Below are 15,380 nucleotides of genomic sequence, written 5' to 3'. Positions count from 1 at the left end.
CTCGGCCGACCTGATCACCGCACACCGACGAAGGACCCCATGAGCAGCGACGTCCGCAACCTCATCATCATCGGCTCCGGCCCGGCGGGCTACACCGCCGCCGTCTACGCGGCCCGAGCCAACCTGGAGCCGCTGGTCTTCGAGGGGTCGGTCACCGCCGGCGGCGCGCTCATGAACACCACCGAGGTGGAGAACTTCCCCGGTTTCCGCGACGGCATCATGGGCCCGGACCTGATGGACGAGATGCGCGCCCAGGCCGAGCGGTTCGGGGCCGAGCTGGTGCGGGACGACGTCACCGCGGTCGACCTGACCGGCGACGTCAAGGTCGTCACCGACGGCGAGGGCAACCAGCACCGCGCCCACGCGGTGATCCTGGCCATGGGCTCCGCCTACCGCGAGCTCGGGCTGCCGGACGAGAAGCGGCTCTCGGGCCGCGGCGTCTCCTGGTGCGCCACCTGCGACGGTGCGTTCTTCCGCAACAAGCCGATCGTCGTGGTCGGCGGCGGCGACTCTGCCATCGAGGAGGCCACCTTCCTCACCCGCTTCGGCGAGCGCGTCACCATCGTCCACCGGCGCGACGAGCTGCGGGCCTCCAAGATCATGGCGGACCGGGCGTTCGCCAACGACAAGATCGACTTCGCGTGGAACTCCGCCGTCGCCTCCATCAACGGCGACACCAAGGTCGAGTCCGTGACCCTGCGCGACACCGTCACCGGCGCCGAGCGCGACCTCCCGACCTCGGCGGTCTTCGTGGCGATCGGCCACGAGCCGCGCAACGAGCTGGTCCGGGGCGTCATCGACCTCGACGACGAGGGCTACGTCCTCGTCCAGGGCCGCACCACCGCGACCAACGTCGCGGGCGTCTTCGCGTGCGGCGACCTGGTCGACCACACCTACCGCCAGGCCATCACCGCGGCCGGGTCCGGCTGCGCCGCCGCCCTGGACGCCGAGCGCTTCCTGGCTGCGCGCGACGAGGCCGGCAGCCCGGCCCCCGACGCCTCCCTGACCGCCGAGCCCCAGGCCACCGAGCTCGCCCGCTGACCCACCCACCCGACCCGGAAGGACACCCATGGGCACCAACACCAAGGACACCACCGACGCGACCTTCGAGCAGGACGTGCTGCAGAGCAGCAAGCCCGTGCTCGTCGACTTCTGGGCCTCCTGGTGCGGCCCGTGCCGCCAGATCGCCCCGGTCCTGGACGAGATCGCCGGCACCTACGCCGACAAGATCGACGTCGTCAAGCTCAACGCCGACGAGAACCCCCAGACCACCGCGCGCTACGGCGTCACCGGCCTGCCGACCATCAACGTCTACGTCGGCGGCGAGGTCGTCAAGAGCATCGTGGGCGCGCAGCCCAAGCCGCGCCTGCTCAAGGAGCTCGCGGACTACATCTCCTGACCTCGCGGCGCTCACCTGAGCGCCCGAGACGTATGGCGCCCGCCGCCGGCCCCTGGGTCGCGGCGGGCGCTGTCGTGCGCCTAGGTCGCCGCCGGCGCCGTCGTGCGGCTACGTCGCGGCGGGCGCCGTCGTGCGCTCGGGCACGAGCCGCCTCAGCGCCGCCGTCACGTCCTCGGCCACGGTGGCGACGGTGCGCAGGTCCAGCCGCAGCCGGGGCGTGGTGGGGTGCTCGCGCACCACGACGAACCCGATGTCCGTGAGCAGCCGGGTCGGGATGCGGCACACGTCCGGCGGGGGCCACGGCAGGTCATGCAGGGCCGCGCCCGGGCCCGCCCCGGAGAGGCACCCGGGGACCACGGCGGGGCCGCCATACGCCTCGATCGCGCGCACCTGGCGGCGCACCACCTGACGCACCAGCCCGTGGAGCGCGGCCTTGGTGTGCACCCGGCTCTCGGAGGACAGCGACAGCAGGAGCACGGCGTCGGCGCTGACGGGCGCGGTGGCCGGGATGGCGGCGCGGGGCACGAACGCCGAGGGCGCCGCCACCGCATGGGCCACGGTCCGACCCTCGACGCGGACGACGACGCCCGGAGGACCCCAGCGTCGCGTGACGTCACCGGCCCACTCCCGCTGCCGGGAGACAGAGCGCCGCTCGCCGGACGCGCGCGCCTCCACGGGGTCGCGCAGCCAGCGCACGCACCCTCTGCAGGGGTCCCGCAGCAGGTCGACGGTCGCCGCCGACAGCGGCACCACCTCGCGCCCGCTCACGGGCCTCTCCTCTCGACGACGCGTCCCGGACCTGCCGACGCCACCTGGGGGCATCGTGACAGACTGCAGGTCTCGGCTCCCCCAGGCTACGGGCCCACCCTGCTGCCCGCACGGGCCGGGATCCTGCTGACCGAAGGAGCGCCGCATGAACGACCACCATCCCGTCGGCTCGCGCCTCGACCCCTGGGTCGAGTCGTATGCCGCCCGCACCTCCGGGATGAAGGTCAGCGAGATCCGAGCTCTCTTCGCGGTGGCGTCCCGACCCGAGGTGGTGTCGTTGGCGGGCGGCATGCCCAACATCCAGGCGCTGCCGATGGACATCCTCGGGGACACCGTCCAGCAGCTGTTGATGAAGCAGGGGCTCACGGCGCTGCAGTACTCCTCGGGGCAGGGCGACGAGCGGCTGCGCGAGCAGCTGCTGGAAGTGATGGCCCTGGAGGGGTTGCGGGCCCACCCGGACGACATCGTCATGACCACCGGGTCCCAGCAGGCGCTGGACCTGGTCACGCGGGTCTTCGTGGACCCCCAGGACGTCGTCCTGGCCGAGTCCCCCTCCTACGTGGGCGCGCTCGGCGTGTTCGCGGCTTACCAGGCCGATGTGGTGCACGTGCCGTGCGATAGCGACGGGATCGTGCCGGAAGCCCTCGAGGAGCACATCGTCCGGCTGCAGGGGCAGGGTCGGCGCATCAAGTTCCTCTACACGGTCCCGACCTTCCAGAACCCCGCGGGCACCGCGCTGTCCGACGAGCGGCGCCCGCGGGTGCTGGAGATCTGCCGGCGGCACCACATCCTCGTGGTGGAGGACAACCCCTACGGCCTGCTCGGCTTCGAGGGCCGGACCTACCCGGCGCTGAAGTCGATGGACGAGGACGGCGTCATCTACCTCGGTACCTTCTCCAAGATCTTCGCCGCGGGGCTGCGGGTGGGCTGGGCCGTCGCTCCGCACGCCGTGCGCGAGAAGCTCGTGCTCGCCAACGAGGCCGCGATCCTGTGCCCTAGCGCCTTCTCCCAGGCGGTCGCCTCGCGATACCTCGCCGAGTGGGACTGGCAGGCGCAGACCGCGAGCTACCGCGAGCTCTACCAGGAGCGTCGCGACGCGATGGCGGCGGCGCTGACGTCGCTGCTGCCCCAGGCGACCTGGCACCTGCCGCGCGGCGGCCTGTTCTTCTGGATCGAGCTGCCCGAGGGGCTGGACACCAAGGCCATGCTGCCCCTCGCGGTCAAGGAGCTCGTCGCCTACGCCCCCGGCACCGGCTTCTACGCCGACGGCACGGGCCGCCGCAACGCCCGGCTCAACTTCTCCTACCCCTCCGTGGAGCGCATCCACGAGGGGGTCCGCAGGTTCGCGACGGTCGTCGAGCGGGAGCAGGAGCTCCTCGACACCTTCGGGCCCTACGACGACTCCACCCGCTCGCGGACCTCCCGGGTCCTCCTCCCCTCACCGGATGTGTCATGACCACTGTCCTCGTCCTCGCCGGTGGCCTCTCGCACGAGCGCGAGGTCTCCGTCCGATCCGGTCGCCGCCTGGCAGAAGCCTTGCGCAGCAAGGGATTCGACGTCCACGTCGCCGACCTGGACCGCACCCTGCTGGGCACCATCGACACCCTGGTGCCCGACCTGGTGTGGCCCACCCTGCACGGCAGCCCGGGCGAGAACGGCTCGCTGCGCGACGTCCTGCACCACCTCGGGGTCCCCTTCGTCGGGCCGCGGGGCACCGGCGCGCGGCTGGCCTGGGACAAGCCGGTCGCCAAGGCGCTCGTGGCCCGCGCCGGCCTCGCGACCCCGGCCCATGTGGCCGTGGCCCACAGCACCTTCCGGCAGCTGGGGGCCGGTCTCGTCCTCGAACGCCTCGCCGGTGACCTCGGGCTGCCGCTCGCGGTCAAGCCGGCGCGGGGTGGCTCCGCCCTGGGCTTCCACGTCGCAAGGACCGCCGCCGAGCTGGGCGCCGCCCTCGTCGATGCCTATGCGTATGACGAGCTGGCCCTCGTCGAGCATCTCGTCGAGGGGACCGAGGTGTCGGTGACGGTGCTGGCGCGACCCGGCGGCGAGCTGGAGGCCCTGCCGCCCGTCGAGATCTGCCCCGTCGACGGCGTCTTCGACTACGACCACATGTACAACGCCGGCGAGACGGAGTACTTCACGCCCGCGCGGCTGTCGCCCGAGGCCACCCGTGCAGCCCTGGCGGCGGCGGTCACGGCCCACGAGGTGCTGGACCATCGCCACCTCTCCCGGACCGACCTCATCGTGGACGCGGCGGGGACGCCGTGGTTCCTGGAGTGCAGCGTCTCACCGGGCCTCACCGAGACGAGCCAGGTGCCGCTCGCCCTGGCCGGCGCCGGGCTGGATGCGGCCGAGGTCTTCGCCGAGCTCGCTCAGGCGGTCATCGCCGAGCACCACGCGTGACCGAGCGCCGCTGAGGATGCCGCTGTCGCAACGCTAGACATCCGTAGATGAGCCGATCGACGCCGAGAGAACCCTAGAGGTACTCTCGGCGTCGATCGTCGGGCGTGGCGGTGCGAGCTGGTACGCGCGCGGCGCGCGCGGCTACGCGTCGTGGGTGTCGTGGCCGTCGGGCCCTTCGTGTCCCATGAGGGCCAGGATGCGATGCAGGTCCTCCATCGAGGCGAACTCCACGGTGAGCCTGCCCTTGCGCTTGCCCATCGACACCTGCACGCGGGTCTCGAGCTGGTCGGCCAACGAGCTCGCCAGGTCGTCCAGCTCGGGGCGTGGCTCGGAGCTGCGGGGAGCCCGCTGCTTCGGCTCGCTCGACCCGTCGCCCCCGAGGGCGACGATCTCCTCGACCGAGCGCACGGACAGCCCCTCGGCCACGATGCGCTGGGCGAGCCGCTCCATGGCCGCGGCGTCGTCCAGACCCAGCAGGGCACGGGCATGGCCGGCGCTGAGCACCCCGGCGGCCACGCGGCGAGCCACCAGCGGGGGGAGGCGCAGCAGCCGGATGGTGTTGGAGATCTGCGGTCGCGAACGACCGAGCTTGGACGCGAGCTCGTCGTGGGTGCAGCCGAAGTCCTCGAGCAGCTGCTGGTAGGCGGCGGCCTCCTCGAGCGGGTTGAGCTGGGCGCGGTGGAGGTTCTCCAGCAGCGCGTGGCGCAGCATCTCGTCGTCGTCGGTCTGACGGACGATCGCGGGGACGGTCGCCAGCCCGGCGGCCTGGGTGGCGCGCCAACGGCGCTCACCCATGATGAGCTCGTACTCCGCGTCCGGGTGGTCGGGGTGCGCGGCCTCGCGCAGCGGGCGCACGACGATCGGCTGCAGGACACCGATCTCGCGCACGCTGTGCACGAGCTCGGACATGTCGTCCTCGTCGAAGACCTGGCGCGGCTGCTTGGCATTGGGCTGGATGCTGCCGACCGGCACCTCGGCGTAGGCGGCTCCGGGGACGGCGGTCAGCCCACCCTCGCCGCGGGTGGCCGCTTCGGAGGTCACGGACGCGATGAGGCTGGGGTCCAGGGGACGCCGACCCAGACCGAGGCCCCGCAGGTCGTCGGGAGCCATGACCGCGTCAGCAGCACCCCGTGGCGTGGATTCACGTGAAACATCGGCGTCCGTCCCGGGCGCGAGCCGCTCCGCGTCGGGGAAGAACACGTCGACCGGGCGATCGCCGGCCGGGGCCTGCGGGATCAGGGCGCCGAGGCCGCGGCCCAGGCCGCGTCGCTTCTCACTCATCGGTTACCTCCCTCGCCGGCACCCTGCCGGGCGATCTCGACCGCGGCCGCGGCGTAGGACAGGGCCCCACTGCTGGTGGGGTCGTAGGTCATCACGGTCTGACCGTGGCTCGGCGCCTCGGAGATCCGCACCGAGCGCGGCACCGTGGAGCGCACGACCTGCTGGCCGAAGTGCCGCCTGACCTCGTCCGCCACCTGCGCCGAGAGTCGGGTCCGACCGTCATACATGGTGAGCAGGATGGTCGAGACGTGCAGCGAGGGATTGAGGTGGGCCTTGATGAGCTCGATGTTCTTGAGCAGCTGCGACAGGCCCTCGAGCGCGTAGTACTCGCACTGGATGGGGATGAAGACCTCCTCTGCAGCGACGAAGGCGTTGATCGTCAGCAACCCGAGGCTCGGGGGGCAGTCGACCAGGACGTAGTCGATCCGCTGGTCCTCGTCCTCCATGCGTCGCAGGTATGCCGTGAGCGCGCGGGCCAGCCGCATCTCGCGCGCCACCAACGACACGAGCTCGATCTCGGCGCCGGCCAGGTCGATGGTCGCGGGCGCGCACCACAGGTTGGGGACGTCGGGGCACGCCTGCACGACGTCGGCGATCGGCGCGCCGTCGACGAGGACGTCGTAGACGCTCGGCACCTCGGCGTGGTGCGGGATGCCCAGTGCGGTGGAGGCGTTGCCCTGCGGGTCGAGGTCGAGCACGAGCACCCGCAGACCCGCCTGCGCGAGGGCTGCGGCCACGTTGACGGTCGTGGTCGTCTTGCCGACCCCGCCCTTCTGGTTGGCGACCGTCATGACCCGGGTGCGCCTCGGGGCGGGGAGGGGGTCGCCGGTGGCCTGCGCGCGACCCAGCGGTGACGGGGCATCGGCTGCGCTTGAGGAGCCGAACGTCGCGCTCTCCCGCGGCTCGTCGGCCGAGGCCGGTGCTGCCACGGGGGTCCCCGGTGCGTCGATGGTCGCCTGGGTCATGGAGAGGCTCTCCTCGGTGCGGTCGTCAGGGGCGTCCTGCTGCGCAGCGAACGTCGAGACCACGTCCACCTCGGGTGTTTCACGGGAAACCGGCTCGTCGGTGGTGACGGCCGCCGCCATCTCGGCGAGCTCGGTCCTCGCGGCGTGGGAGGCGTCGCCGAAGAGGGCCGCGTCGGGGACCTGACGACTGGGAGCGTCCTGCCACGCGACGGCGAGGCGGGACTTGCGGTCGTCCGAGCCCGTCCCTCCGAGGAATCGGCTCTGCACCTCGGCGTGGGCGGCCGCTTCGGCGCCGCGGGGGCGGTGGGCCCGCAACCGCTGCTCCGGCTGATAGCCCTCGCCGGGCAGGTCGTCGCTCCAGCTCTGGGCGATGCTGCCGAGTCCGTCGCCCAGTCCCTCGGCGGGCGAGGTGGCTTCCTCGAGCACAGGATCCTCGAGCACGGGCTCCTCGACCACAGGCTCCTCGAGCACTGGCTCTTCAACCGAGGCATGCTCAGGCACGGGCTCCTCGTACGCCGCCTCCTCCGGCAGGCCGTCCTCGTCCGGGACCGCCGTGCGCAGGGTCTCGTGGCGCGCGCCGGGTGTTTCACGTGAAACAGGGGCGGGCCAGCCGAGCCCGGAACCACCCCCCGGCAGCTGAAGGTCAGGCCATCCCAACCCGGTCGCGACGCTCACACCCACACTCCTCGTGCCACATGCTGATGCCAAGCGTCCACTCTAGACGCGGGGGCCACCGTCACGGACCAGGCGCCACGGGGCGGTGCTGCCCATTTTGGGCGCGTTCGGAGGACGCGGTGTTTCACGTGAAACGCAGCCCTGCAGACCCGCCATGGACGCGCCCGCACGTGGCACAACGATAAGGATGGGGTGGGGAGCCTCAGGAGGCACTGTCGCGCCGACGGCCCTTCCCTGCCCGGCCGCGTCGCAGGCCGGGCCCATCCCCGCGGACGGCGACCCCGGGTCGGTGGTCGGCGGCCAGAACAAGCCGGGCCACCGTGGTCGGCACCTCCAGCACGTCCGCACCGCAGCGCACGATGTCGAGCTCCACGACGTCGGCGGCGCGCAGCGCCCTGGCGTCCTCCGTCAGCTCACGCTCCACGCTGGACCCCTTGAGGGCGAGCAGGACGCCGCCGCCCGGCAGCAGGGGGGCGCACCACAGCGCCAGCTGACCGATCCGCGTCACCGCCCGCGCCGTGGCGACGGGGGCCACCACGTCGCCCACGACGTCCTGGGCCCGACCCTGGTGGACCACGACGTTGTCCAGGCCGATCGCCGCGGCGGTCCGGGTCAGCCAGTCGGTGGCGCGGTGCCGGGGCTCGACCAGGTGGACCTCGCTGCCGGGGCTCGCGATCGCCAGGGCCAGACCCGGCAGGCCGGCGCCCGACCCGATGTCCACGATGCCCTCGCCGGTCGGGACGAGCTCGGCGACCACCGCGCAGTTGAGGACGTGCCGCTCCCACAGCCGGGGGACCTCGCGGGGCCCGATCAGCCCGTGCTCCACGCCGGTGCTCGCCAGCGCCGCGACGAAGCCCTCGGCCAGGGGCAGCCGCTCCCCGAAGACCTGGCGCGCCGCCTCGGGCACATGCGGCAGCGCCGCCCCCTCCTGGGGGGCGGCGCTGCCGGTCTCGCTCACGGGGCGCGGGTCGTGGTCGGACGTCATGACGCAGGCAGCACCACGACGTGGCGATGCGGCTCGGCACCCTCGGACTCGGAGGACAGGCCCGCGGCCAGCACCTCGTCGTGGACCACCTTGCGCTCGAAGGCCGACATCGCCGGCAGCGCCTTCTCCTGCCCGGACTCCTTGACCTCCCGAGCGGCGTCGCGCGCCAGCTCGACGAGCTCGGTACGCCGCGCGGCCCGGTGCCCCGCCACGTCCAGCATGAGGCGGGAGCGCTCACCGGTCTCGGCCTGCACGGCCAGGCGGGTCAGCTCCTGCAGCGCCTCGAGCACGCGGCCACGGTCACCGACGAGCTTGCGCGGCACCCGGCCCTCGTCGGAGTCCACGATCGCGATGGAGGCGCGGTCGCCGTCGACGTCCACGTCGATGTCACCGTCCATGTCGGCGATATCGAGCAGCGTCTCGAGGAAGTCCGCCGCGACCTCCCCCTCGCGCTCGAGCAGCTCCAGCCGCGACGAGCGGCTGGTGCTCTCGACCTGGGGCGTCTCGGCCTGGGGCGTCTCGGTGCCGGGCTCGTCGGCGGGGGCCCCGGCGGGGGCGACGGTGCCCGCGACCTGGCTCTCCTGCGTCGTCTCGCTCATGGGATGTGCCTTTCTTCTCGTGGTGACCGGCGGGAGGACGAGGGTCGTCCCGGAGGCGCCGGTCGAGGTCTGGGGGGGCGCAGGGCCCGAGGGTCAGCCGCGCGCCGAGCTCGAGCCACCCGACGCAGGCCCGCCCGATGTGGACCCACCCGACGTAGACCCGCCCGACGTGGACCCACCCGGTCCGCGGCCGGATCCCTTGCGGCCCTTGCGCTTCGGCTGCTGCCGCTGACCGCTCTGGCGGACCGGCGACTCGACGACCTCGCCCTCGACGGTGGCCTGGCCGGCGTCGGAGCGCTTCAGCGAGTGGGCGCCGGGCATCGCCTTGCCCTGCGCCTTGCGCTTGGCCTCGAGCCGCTCGTAGGCGGGCGAGCCGGGGGTCGGCATACGACCGATGGTGTAGAACTGCTGGCCCATCGACCACAGGTTGGTGACGAGCCAGTAGATGAGCACACCGATGGGGAAGTTGATGCCGGAGACGGCGAAGACGACGGGCATGACGTAGAGCAGGATGCGCTGCTGCTTGAACATCGGGTTGTCCATCGCGGACGCCGGCATGTTCTTGGTCATGGCCTGGTGCTGCGACGTGAACTGCGTGATGGACATGAGCACGATGAGCACGATCGTGATGACCTTGGCGTTGAGGTCCTCGCTGCCCACGAACTTGTCGGACAGCTGCACGCCCCAGAAGGTCGAGGCCTCGGCCTGGTGGGCGACGGCGGCCGTGATCGGGCCGACCGCGTCGCGGGTGCCCTTGGCGATGGCGCCGAGCCCGTTGAGGACGTTGAAGAGCGCGAAGAAGATCGGCATCTGCAGCAGGATCGGCATGCAGGAGGAGAACGGGTTGGTCCCGGACTCCTTGTAGAGCGCCATCGTCTCTTCCGTCATCTTCTGACGGGACTCCGGGTCGGTCTTGCCCTTGTACTTCGCCTGGATCTTCTGCAGCTCCGGCTGGATCAGCGTCATCTTGCGCGACGCGTGCAGCTGCTTGATGAACAGCGGGGTGATCAGGATCCGGATGACCACCACCAGCCCGACGATGGACAAGCCCCAGGTGAGACCCCCCTCGGGGTCCATGCCGATGGTCGTGAACAGCTGGTGGAAGCCGTACATGATCCAGGCGACGGCGATCTCGATCGGCCGCAGCAAGGTGCTCAGGAAGTCCATCTCGTCCTCTGTGGTCAGGCGGGTGCGCCAGGGGTGGTGCCAGGTCGTGGCCGGATCGGTCTGTGGTCCAGTCTGCCCTGTCCGTCCGGCGCGGCGGGGGAGCAGGTGCGGGCCGTATGCCGCCGCGGGCGGCGCCTACGGCGCGCGGCGCGGGCGACCGTCCTCGCCACGCTCAGGAACGTGGTCGACGCCGCCGGGGTTCCAGGGATGGCACCGGCCGAGCCGGCGCACCGCGAGCCAGGTGCCCCGCCACGGCCCGAACCGCGACACCGCCGTGATCGCGTAGGCGGAGCAGCTGGGGTAGAAGCGGCAGGTCGGGGGCGTGAGCGGGGAGATCCACAGCTGGTAGAAGCGGATCAGCCCGAGCGCCAGCGTGCGGGCCGGGTGGCGCCACCACTCGTGCCACAGGCCGGCACCGCTGCGCGAGCCGGTCGCCGCGGCGTGCCCGCCGGGTGCCTCGTGCGCGGTGGGCGCGCCGGGCCCGTCGGGCTGGGTGCGCGCGCCGGGCCCGTGGGGCGCCTCCGGCGCGCTCACCGGGCGACCTTCGCGAGGGTCCGGGCGAGGAGCCGGTCCAGCTCGGCGCCCAGGGTGCCGTAGTCGGCGGTCCCGGCAGGGGGGTTGGCCCGGACCACGACGTCGACCCCCGCGGGGAGCTGCCCGACGCGGTCCCGCAGCGCGTGGCGCAGTCGGCGCTTCGTGCGGTTGCGCTGCACGGCGCCGCCGACGGCCTTGGACACAACAAGACCGACCCGCGGCGGCTGAGCCGCTCGCGCGTCGGTCTGGTTGGCGTGCACCACGAGTAGGGGGCTGCCCGCACGCACCGCGGATCGTCCTCGCACGGTGGAGGCGAAGTCTGCGCTGTCGCGCAGTCGGTGCTGCGCCGACAGCACGCCGGCTCGCCTCAGGCGGAGAGCTCGGCGCGACCCTTGCGGCGACGGGCCGCCAGGATGGCGCGGCCGGCGCGGGTGCTCATGCGCAGACGGAAACCGTGCGTCTTGGCGCGACGACGGTTGTTGGGCTGGAAGGTGCGCTTGCTCACGGGACAACTCCGTTGACGGTGTCGGTCGGCCCACGTGGCGTGGACCCGGTCGGGCAGGTGGTCTGCACGCCTGCGGGAGGACCCGCCGAGCCGCCCTCGGACCGGTGGTCCGGGGTCAGGCTCCACGAGCGCAGCGGAACGGCATGCAAAACGGGTCGGCGCGAACCGACCGCCCTCCAAGGTACGTCAGCGCGCGAAGCGGGGTCAAACCGGCCGGGAGCGCACACGCTGCGGGCGCTCATGATGGACCAGCCCTCATCGACGCCCCTGCCGACACGCCGCCCGGGAGGGTCGATGTCACCGCGCCGGAGCAACCTGCCCGTTGGTCGCACCCCGCCCCGGTTGCTAGCGTGGTGTCTTCCGGTCGCTCGGCTGCACCCCGTCTATGCTGTTTGTCCACAGCCTGTGGACAAAGATGTGGACCCCGCCCGACCTGCGTCGACCGGGCCACCAGCAGGCTCGGCCCGACCGCCGTCCACAAACCAGCACCACGCGAAACGAGGACCACGTGACCGAGGCCCAGGTGGACGTGCCCCGCGTCTGGCGCGACACGCTGCGGACGTTGGAGGCGCGCGGGATCTCCGCCCAGCACCGCGGGTTCCTGCGCCTGAGCCGCCTCGTCGGTCTCCTGGAGGGGACCGCGCTGATCGCGGTGCCCAACGACTACACCCGCGACATTGTCGAGAAGCGGATCCGCGCCGAGCTGGTGCTGGCCCTGCAGGAGCAGCTCGGTCGCGACGTGCGCCTGGCCGTCACCGTCGACAGCTCCCTCGAGCTCTCCGAGGCCGAGGACCGCGACGACGACCTGCACCGCGGCGCTGGCGACGAGCACCCCACGGTCCTGACCTCGGACGACCGCTCCCGGGAGCAGGTCGAGGCGCCCCTCCAGCACGACGCCGGCCCCGGCCACCCCGGTCACCCCGGCCATCACAGCGACGGCCTCCGCGCCACGGACCCGGTCCGCGCCACCGACAGCCTGCGCCTGGTCCGCGACGAGCGGATCCACCGCGTCGGTCCCGCCGGCCCCGGCCACGGGCACGACGAGCAGCACCGGCCCGAGGGCGGCGACCACGGGTGGCAGAGCGGCATACGGGCCGTGCCGGCGGCGGACGACGACGACGAGGACCGCGAGCTGCTCGCCGAGGGCGCCGGCATCCGCGAGATGTTCCGCAAGCCCTTCGTCCCCGAGGACGGCGGCGACGCCCAGCTCAACCCCAAGTACACCTTCGACACCTTCGTCATCGGCTCGAGCAACCGGTTCGCGCACGCGGCCGCCATCGCCGTCGCCGAGGCCCCGGCCAAGGCCTACAACCCGCTGTTCATCTACGGCGGCTCCGGCCTGGGCAAGACGCACCTGCTGCACGCGATCGGGCACTACGCCCAGCAGATCTACCCCAACGTGCGGGTGAAGTACGTCAACTCCGAGGAGTTCACCAACGACTTCATCAACTCGATCGGCGCCAACAAGGCGAGCGACTTCCAGCGGCGCTACCGCGACGTCGACTTCCTGCTGATCGACGACATCCAGTTCCTGCAGGGCAAGGTGCAGACGCAGGAGGAGTTCTTCCACACCTTCAACACGCTGCACAACGCCAACAAGCAGGTGGTCATCACCAGCGACGTGGCGCCCAAGCTGCTGAGCGGCTTCGAGGAGCGCATGCGCAGCCGCTTCGAGTGGGGGCTGCTCACCGACGTGCAGCCGCCGGACCTGGAGACGCGCATCGCGATCCTGCGCAAGAAGGCCGTGCAGGAGCGGATGACCTCGCCGGACGACGTGCTGGAGTTCATCGCGAGCCGCATCTCCACCAACATCCGCGAGCTCGAGGGCGCGCTGATCCGGGTGACGGCGTTCGCCAGCCTCAACCACCAGGCCGTCGACATGACCCTCGCCGAGATCGTCCTGAAGGACCTGATCCCAGCGGACCAGACCAACCAGATCACGCCGGCGACGATCATGGCGCAGACGGCCTCCTACTTCGGGCTCACGGTCGACGACCTGTGCGGCACCTCCCGCTCCCGTGTGCTGGTCACGGCCCGCCAGATCGCGATGTACCTCTGCCGGGAGCTGACGGACCTGTCCCTGCCCAAGATCGGCCAGCAGTTCGGCGGGCGCGACCACACCACGGTCATGCACGCCGACCGCAAGATCCGCGAGCTGATGAGCGAGCGCCGCGCCATCTACAACCAGGTCACCGAGCTGACCAACCGGATCAAGTCCAACCCCGCCTGAGGCGCCCGGGCCGTATGCCGCCCCACACCCCGCGTCGCCCTGGACCTGAGCCCATGGACCTCAGCCCTGGACGTGACACGGGGTGACGCTGTCCACAGAGTTGTCCACAGGTCTGTGAGTCGTCACTCCCTTATCGACATCGATGACTCTGCGTCAAGGGTTAAGCCGATCAAGATCACTCTCCCGGAGTATCCCCAGTTGTGGAAAACCCTGTGGACAGTCCTCGGCGGGGTGACATCGTGTCCTGTCGGGCACATCCGGTCGCCGTGTGTGCGCACGGTGGAAAACTCGGGCATAAGTCCCACACGACATGGGGACGAACGGACGAGATCGGTGGATCGCCTGTGGACACCGCACCGTCGTCCACAGGACGCGCTGCGTGTCCACGGGACCATCCACACGGAGTACACACCGATTGCAGCGCCTCGACGTGCGACGACGGCAGTTGTCCACAGCATCCACACCCCCGATGACAACGATGAGACCTTGCCACCATGGATCGATCCGCCCCACGTACATCTGGGGACGAGCGGTGAGGCAGGGGACGTCGAGGCCGGTGGTGATGGGCTGCGGGGAGAACTACACGTGCGTCAGCCTCGTGCACTACTGTCGTGCGCGACTGCGTGTCACATGGCGGGGCAGGTCTGACGATGAGGAGTGATCGACGGTGAAGTTTCGACTTGAGCGCGAGGTGCTCACCGAGGCAGTCACCTGGGTCGCCCGGGCGCTGCCCACGAGGCCGCCCACGCCCGTCCTGGCCGGCGTGCTCATCGAGGCCTCGTCCGACGACACGGTCACCCTCTCGGCCTTCGACTACGAGATCTCGGCCCGGCTGACCATCGCCGCCGAGGTCACCGAGCCCGGCTCGGTCCTGGTCAACGGTCGACTCCTCAACGACATCTGCCGCAACCTGCCCGCCAAGCCGGCCGAGCTCGCCACCGACGGGTCCAAGGTGCAGCTGACGTGCGGCTCGAGCCGGTTCGCGCTGCTGCAGATGCCCGTCAGCGACTACCCCACCCTCCCGGCCAGCCCCGAGCCCAGCGGCTCCATCGACGGCACCACCTTCACCCAGGCCGTCGCGCAGGTGCAGGTGGCCGCCGACCGGGGCGACACCCTGCCGATCCTCACCGGGGTGCGCGTCGAGATCGAGGGCGACCGGATCACGCTGCTCGCGACCGACCGCTACCGCCTCGCCATGCGCGAGCTCACCTGGAGCCCCGCCAACCCGGGCACCAGCCACGTGGCGCTCATCCCCGCCCGCCTGCTGTCCGACACCGCCAAGTCCCTCGGCGCCTCCGGGTCCGTGGAGGTCGCGCTGGGCGACGCGGCCGGTGGCGATGGGCTGGTCGGCTTCGAGGCGGGCACCCGGCGCACCACCACCCGCCTGCTCGACGGGGAGTACCCCAAGGTCACGTCCATCTTCCCGTCCTCGGTCGACACCGAGGCGGTCATCGACACGGCGGCGCTCGTCGAGGCGGTGCGGCGCGTGGCCCTGGTCGCCGAGCGCAACACCCCGGTGCGGCTGCGCTTCACCGACGGACAGCTGGCGATCGAGGCGGGCACCGGCGACGACGCCCAGGCCAGCGAGGCCATCGAGTGCACCCTCACCGGGCCGGAGCTGGAGATCGGCTTCAACCCCCACTTCCTGCTCGACGGGCTCGGCGCCGTCGGCACCAGCCACTGCCGCATGCAGTTCACCCAGCCGAGCCGCCCCGCGGTGCTGGTGGGCCAGCCCGAGGCCGACGCCGAGCCGGACATGAGCTACCGCTACGTCCTGATGCCGGTGCGCTTCCCCGCCTGATCGCCTCGCCTACCGCCCCCGCCCCGGGGGTATGTCGTCCCCGACCACTCCCGCTGGCGGCCCCGCCG

15 protein-coding genes are annotated in these 15,380 nt (G+C 71.8%); 6 read left to right on the top strand and 9 right to left on the bottom strand.

What is annotated here, in order from left to right; genetic code table 11:
• The first annotated feature begins 39 nt into the window (after positions 1-39).
• Together trxB and trxA are read left to right on the top strand one after the other, a co-directional pair.
• Entirely contained in the window at positions 40-1,041 is a 1,002-nt protein-coding gene (gene trxB / locus ADJ73_RS05265) for a thioredoxin-disulfide reductase (RefSeq protein WP_050347378.1), read from the top strand.
• 28 nt (positions 1,042-1,069) lie between these two features.
• Positions 1,070-1,399, top strand: a complete 330-nt coding sequence (gene trxA / locus ADJ73_RS05260) for a thioredoxin (protein ID WP_050347377.1) — start codon at positions 1,070-1,072, stop codon at positions 1,397-1,399.
• Between the two features lie 108 nt (positions 1,400-1,507).
• On the opposite strand, the gene ADJ73_RS05255 is transcribed toward trxA, so the two are convergent.
• On the bottom strand, positions 1,508-2,167 hold the full coding sequence (locus ADJ73_RS05255; RefSeq protein ID WP_050347376.1) for a hypothetical protein: 660 nt from the start codon (positions 2,165-2,167) through the stop codon (positions 1,508-1,510).
• A 145-nt stretch (positions 2,168-2,312) separates the two neighbouring features.
• Between ADJ73_RS05255 and ADJ73_RS05250 the strand changes: the two genes are divergently transcribed.
• Together ADJ73_RS05250 and ADJ73_RS05245 are read left to right on the top strand one after the other, a co-directional pair.
• A complete protein-coding gene (locus tag ADJ73_RS05250; protein ID WP_050347375.1) occupies positions 2,313-3,623 on the top strand; it encodes an aminotransferase-like domain-containing protein in 1,311 nt (436 codons plus the stop codon).
• Positions 3,620-4,570, top strand: a complete 951-nt coding sequence (locus tag ADJ73_RS05245) for a D-alanine--D-alanine ligase family protein (protein ID WP_050347374.1) — start codon at positions 3,620-3,622, stop codon at positions 4,568-4,570. The genes ADJ73_RS05250 and ADJ73_RS05245 overlap by 4 nt, the downstream gene beginning before the upstream one ends.
• Positions 4,571-4,711: 141 nt before the next feature.
• Here ADJ73_RS05245 and ADJ73_RS05240 read toward each other — a convergent pair whose 3' ends face one another.
• From ADJ73_RS05240 to rpmH, 8 genes are all read right to left on the bottom strand, one after another.
• The gene (locus tag ADJ73_RS05240; RefSeq protein ID WP_050347373.1) at positions 4,712-5,851 is read right to left on the bottom strand and encodes a ParB/RepB/Spo0J family partition protein; all 1,140 of its coding nucleotides are present in this window, start codon (positions 5,849-5,851) and stop codon (positions 4,712-4,714) included.
• On the bottom strand, positions 5,848-7,317 hold the full coding sequence (locus ADJ73_RS05235; protein ID WP_441293941.1) for a ParA family protein: 1,470 nt from the start codon (positions 7,315-7,317) through the stop codon (positions 5,848-5,850). The genes ADJ73_RS05240 and ADJ73_RS05235 overlap by 4 nt, the downstream gene beginning before the upstream one ends.
• A gap of 376 nt (positions 7,318-7,693) precedes the next feature.
• A complete protein-coding gene (rsmG, locus tag ADJ73_RS05230) occupies positions 7,694-8,476 on the bottom strand; it encodes a 16S rRNA (guanine(527)-N(7))-methyltransferase RsmG (protein WP_082176754.1) in 783 nt (260 codons plus the stop codon).
• A complete protein-coding gene (locus tag ADJ73_RS05225) occupies positions 8,473-9,075 on the bottom strand; it encodes a Jag family protein (RefSeq protein ID WP_050347372.1) in 603 nt (200 codons plus the stop codon). Before ADJ73_RS05225 ends, rsmG begins: the two co-directional genes overlap by 4 nt.
• A gap of 93 nt (positions 9,076-9,168) precedes the next feature.
• Entirely contained in the window at positions 9,169-10,242 is a 1,074-nt protein-coding gene (gene yidC, locus ADJ73_RS05220) for a membrane protein insertase YidC (protein ID WP_082176753.1), read from the bottom strand.
• Positions 10,243-10,377: 135 nt separating this feature from the next.
• The gene (gene yidD / locus ADJ73_RS05215) at positions 10,378-10,776 is read right to left on the bottom strand and encodes a membrane protein insertion efficiency factor YidD (RefSeq protein ID WP_441293940.1); all 399 of its coding nucleotides are present in this window, start codon (positions 10,774-10,776) and stop codon (positions 10,378-10,380) included.
• Positions 10,773-11,132 (bottom strand): ribonuclease P protein component, encoded by a 360-nt coding sequence (rnpA, locus tag ADJ73_RS05210; RefSeq protein WP_050347371.1) that lies wholly within the window; start codon positions 11,130-11,132, stop codon positions 10,773-10,775. The genes yidD and rnpA overlap by 4 nt, the downstream gene beginning before the upstream one ends.
• Positions 11,133-11,143: 11 nt before the next feature.
• Positions 11,144-11,281, bottom strand: coding sequence for a 50S ribosomal protein L34 (gene rpmH / locus ADJ73_RS05205; RefSeq protein WP_050347370.1), 138 nt, complete (start codon positions 11,279-11,281; stop codon positions 11,144-11,146).
• 508 nt (positions 11,282-11,789) lie between these two features.
• Here rpmH and dnaA point away from each other — a divergent pair.
• Positions 11,790-13,511, top strand: a complete 1,722-nt coding sequence (gene dnaA / locus ADJ73_RS05200; protein ID WP_050347369.1) for a chromosomal replication initiator protein DnaA — start codon at positions 11,790-11,792, stop codon at positions 13,509-13,511.
• 667 nt (positions 13,512-14,178) lie between these two features.
• Positions 14,179-15,312, top strand: coding sequence for a DNA polymerase III subunit beta (dnaN, locus tag ADJ73_RS05195; protein ID WP_050347368.1), 1,134 nt, complete (start codon positions 14,179-14,181; stop codon positions 15,310-15,312).
• Positions 15,313-15,380 lie beyond the last annotated feature (68 nt).

It is taken from the genome of Arsenicicoccus sp. oral taxon 190 (genome assembly GCF_001189535.1).
Lineage (GTDB): Bacteria > Actinomycetota > Actinomycetes > Actinomycetales > Dermatophilaceae > Arsenicicoccus.
The sequence above is the reverse complement of the archived record's forward strand: the minus strand, read 5'-3'. Positions and strand labels throughout refer to the sequence as shown.

Coding starts and splice junctions, on each gene's coding strand:
- ADJ73_RS05245 (WP_050347374.1), top strand. CDS start 3,620: ATGACCACTGTCCTCGTCCTCGCCGGTGGCCTCTCGCACGAGCGCGAG.
- rsmG (WP_082176754.1), bottom strand. CDS start 8,476: ATGACGTCCGACCACGACCCGCGCCCCGTGAGCGAGACCGGCAGCGCC.
- trxA (WP_050347377.1), top strand. CDS start 1,070: ATGGGCACCAACACCAAGGACACCACCGACGCGACCTTCGAGCAGGAC.
- ADJ73_RS05225 (WP_050347372.1), bottom strand. CDS start 9,075: ATGAGCGAGACGACGCAGGAGAGCCAGGTCGCGGGCACCGTCGCCCCC.
- trxB (WP_050347378.1), top strand. CDS start 40: ATGAGCAGCGACGTCCGCAACCTCATCATCATCGGCTCCGGCCCGGCG.
- yidC (WP_082176753.1), bottom strand. CDS start 10,242: ATGGACTTCCTGAGCACCTTGCTGCGGCCGATCGAGATCGCCGTCGCC.
- ADJ73_RS05250 (WP_050347375.1), top strand. CDS start 2,313: ATGAACGACCACCATCCCGTCGGCTCGCGCCTCGACCCCTGGGTCGAG.
- ADJ73_RS05240 (WP_050347373.1), bottom strand. CDS start 5,851: ATGAGTGAGAAGCGACGCGGCCTGGGCCGCGGCCTCGGCGCCCTGATC.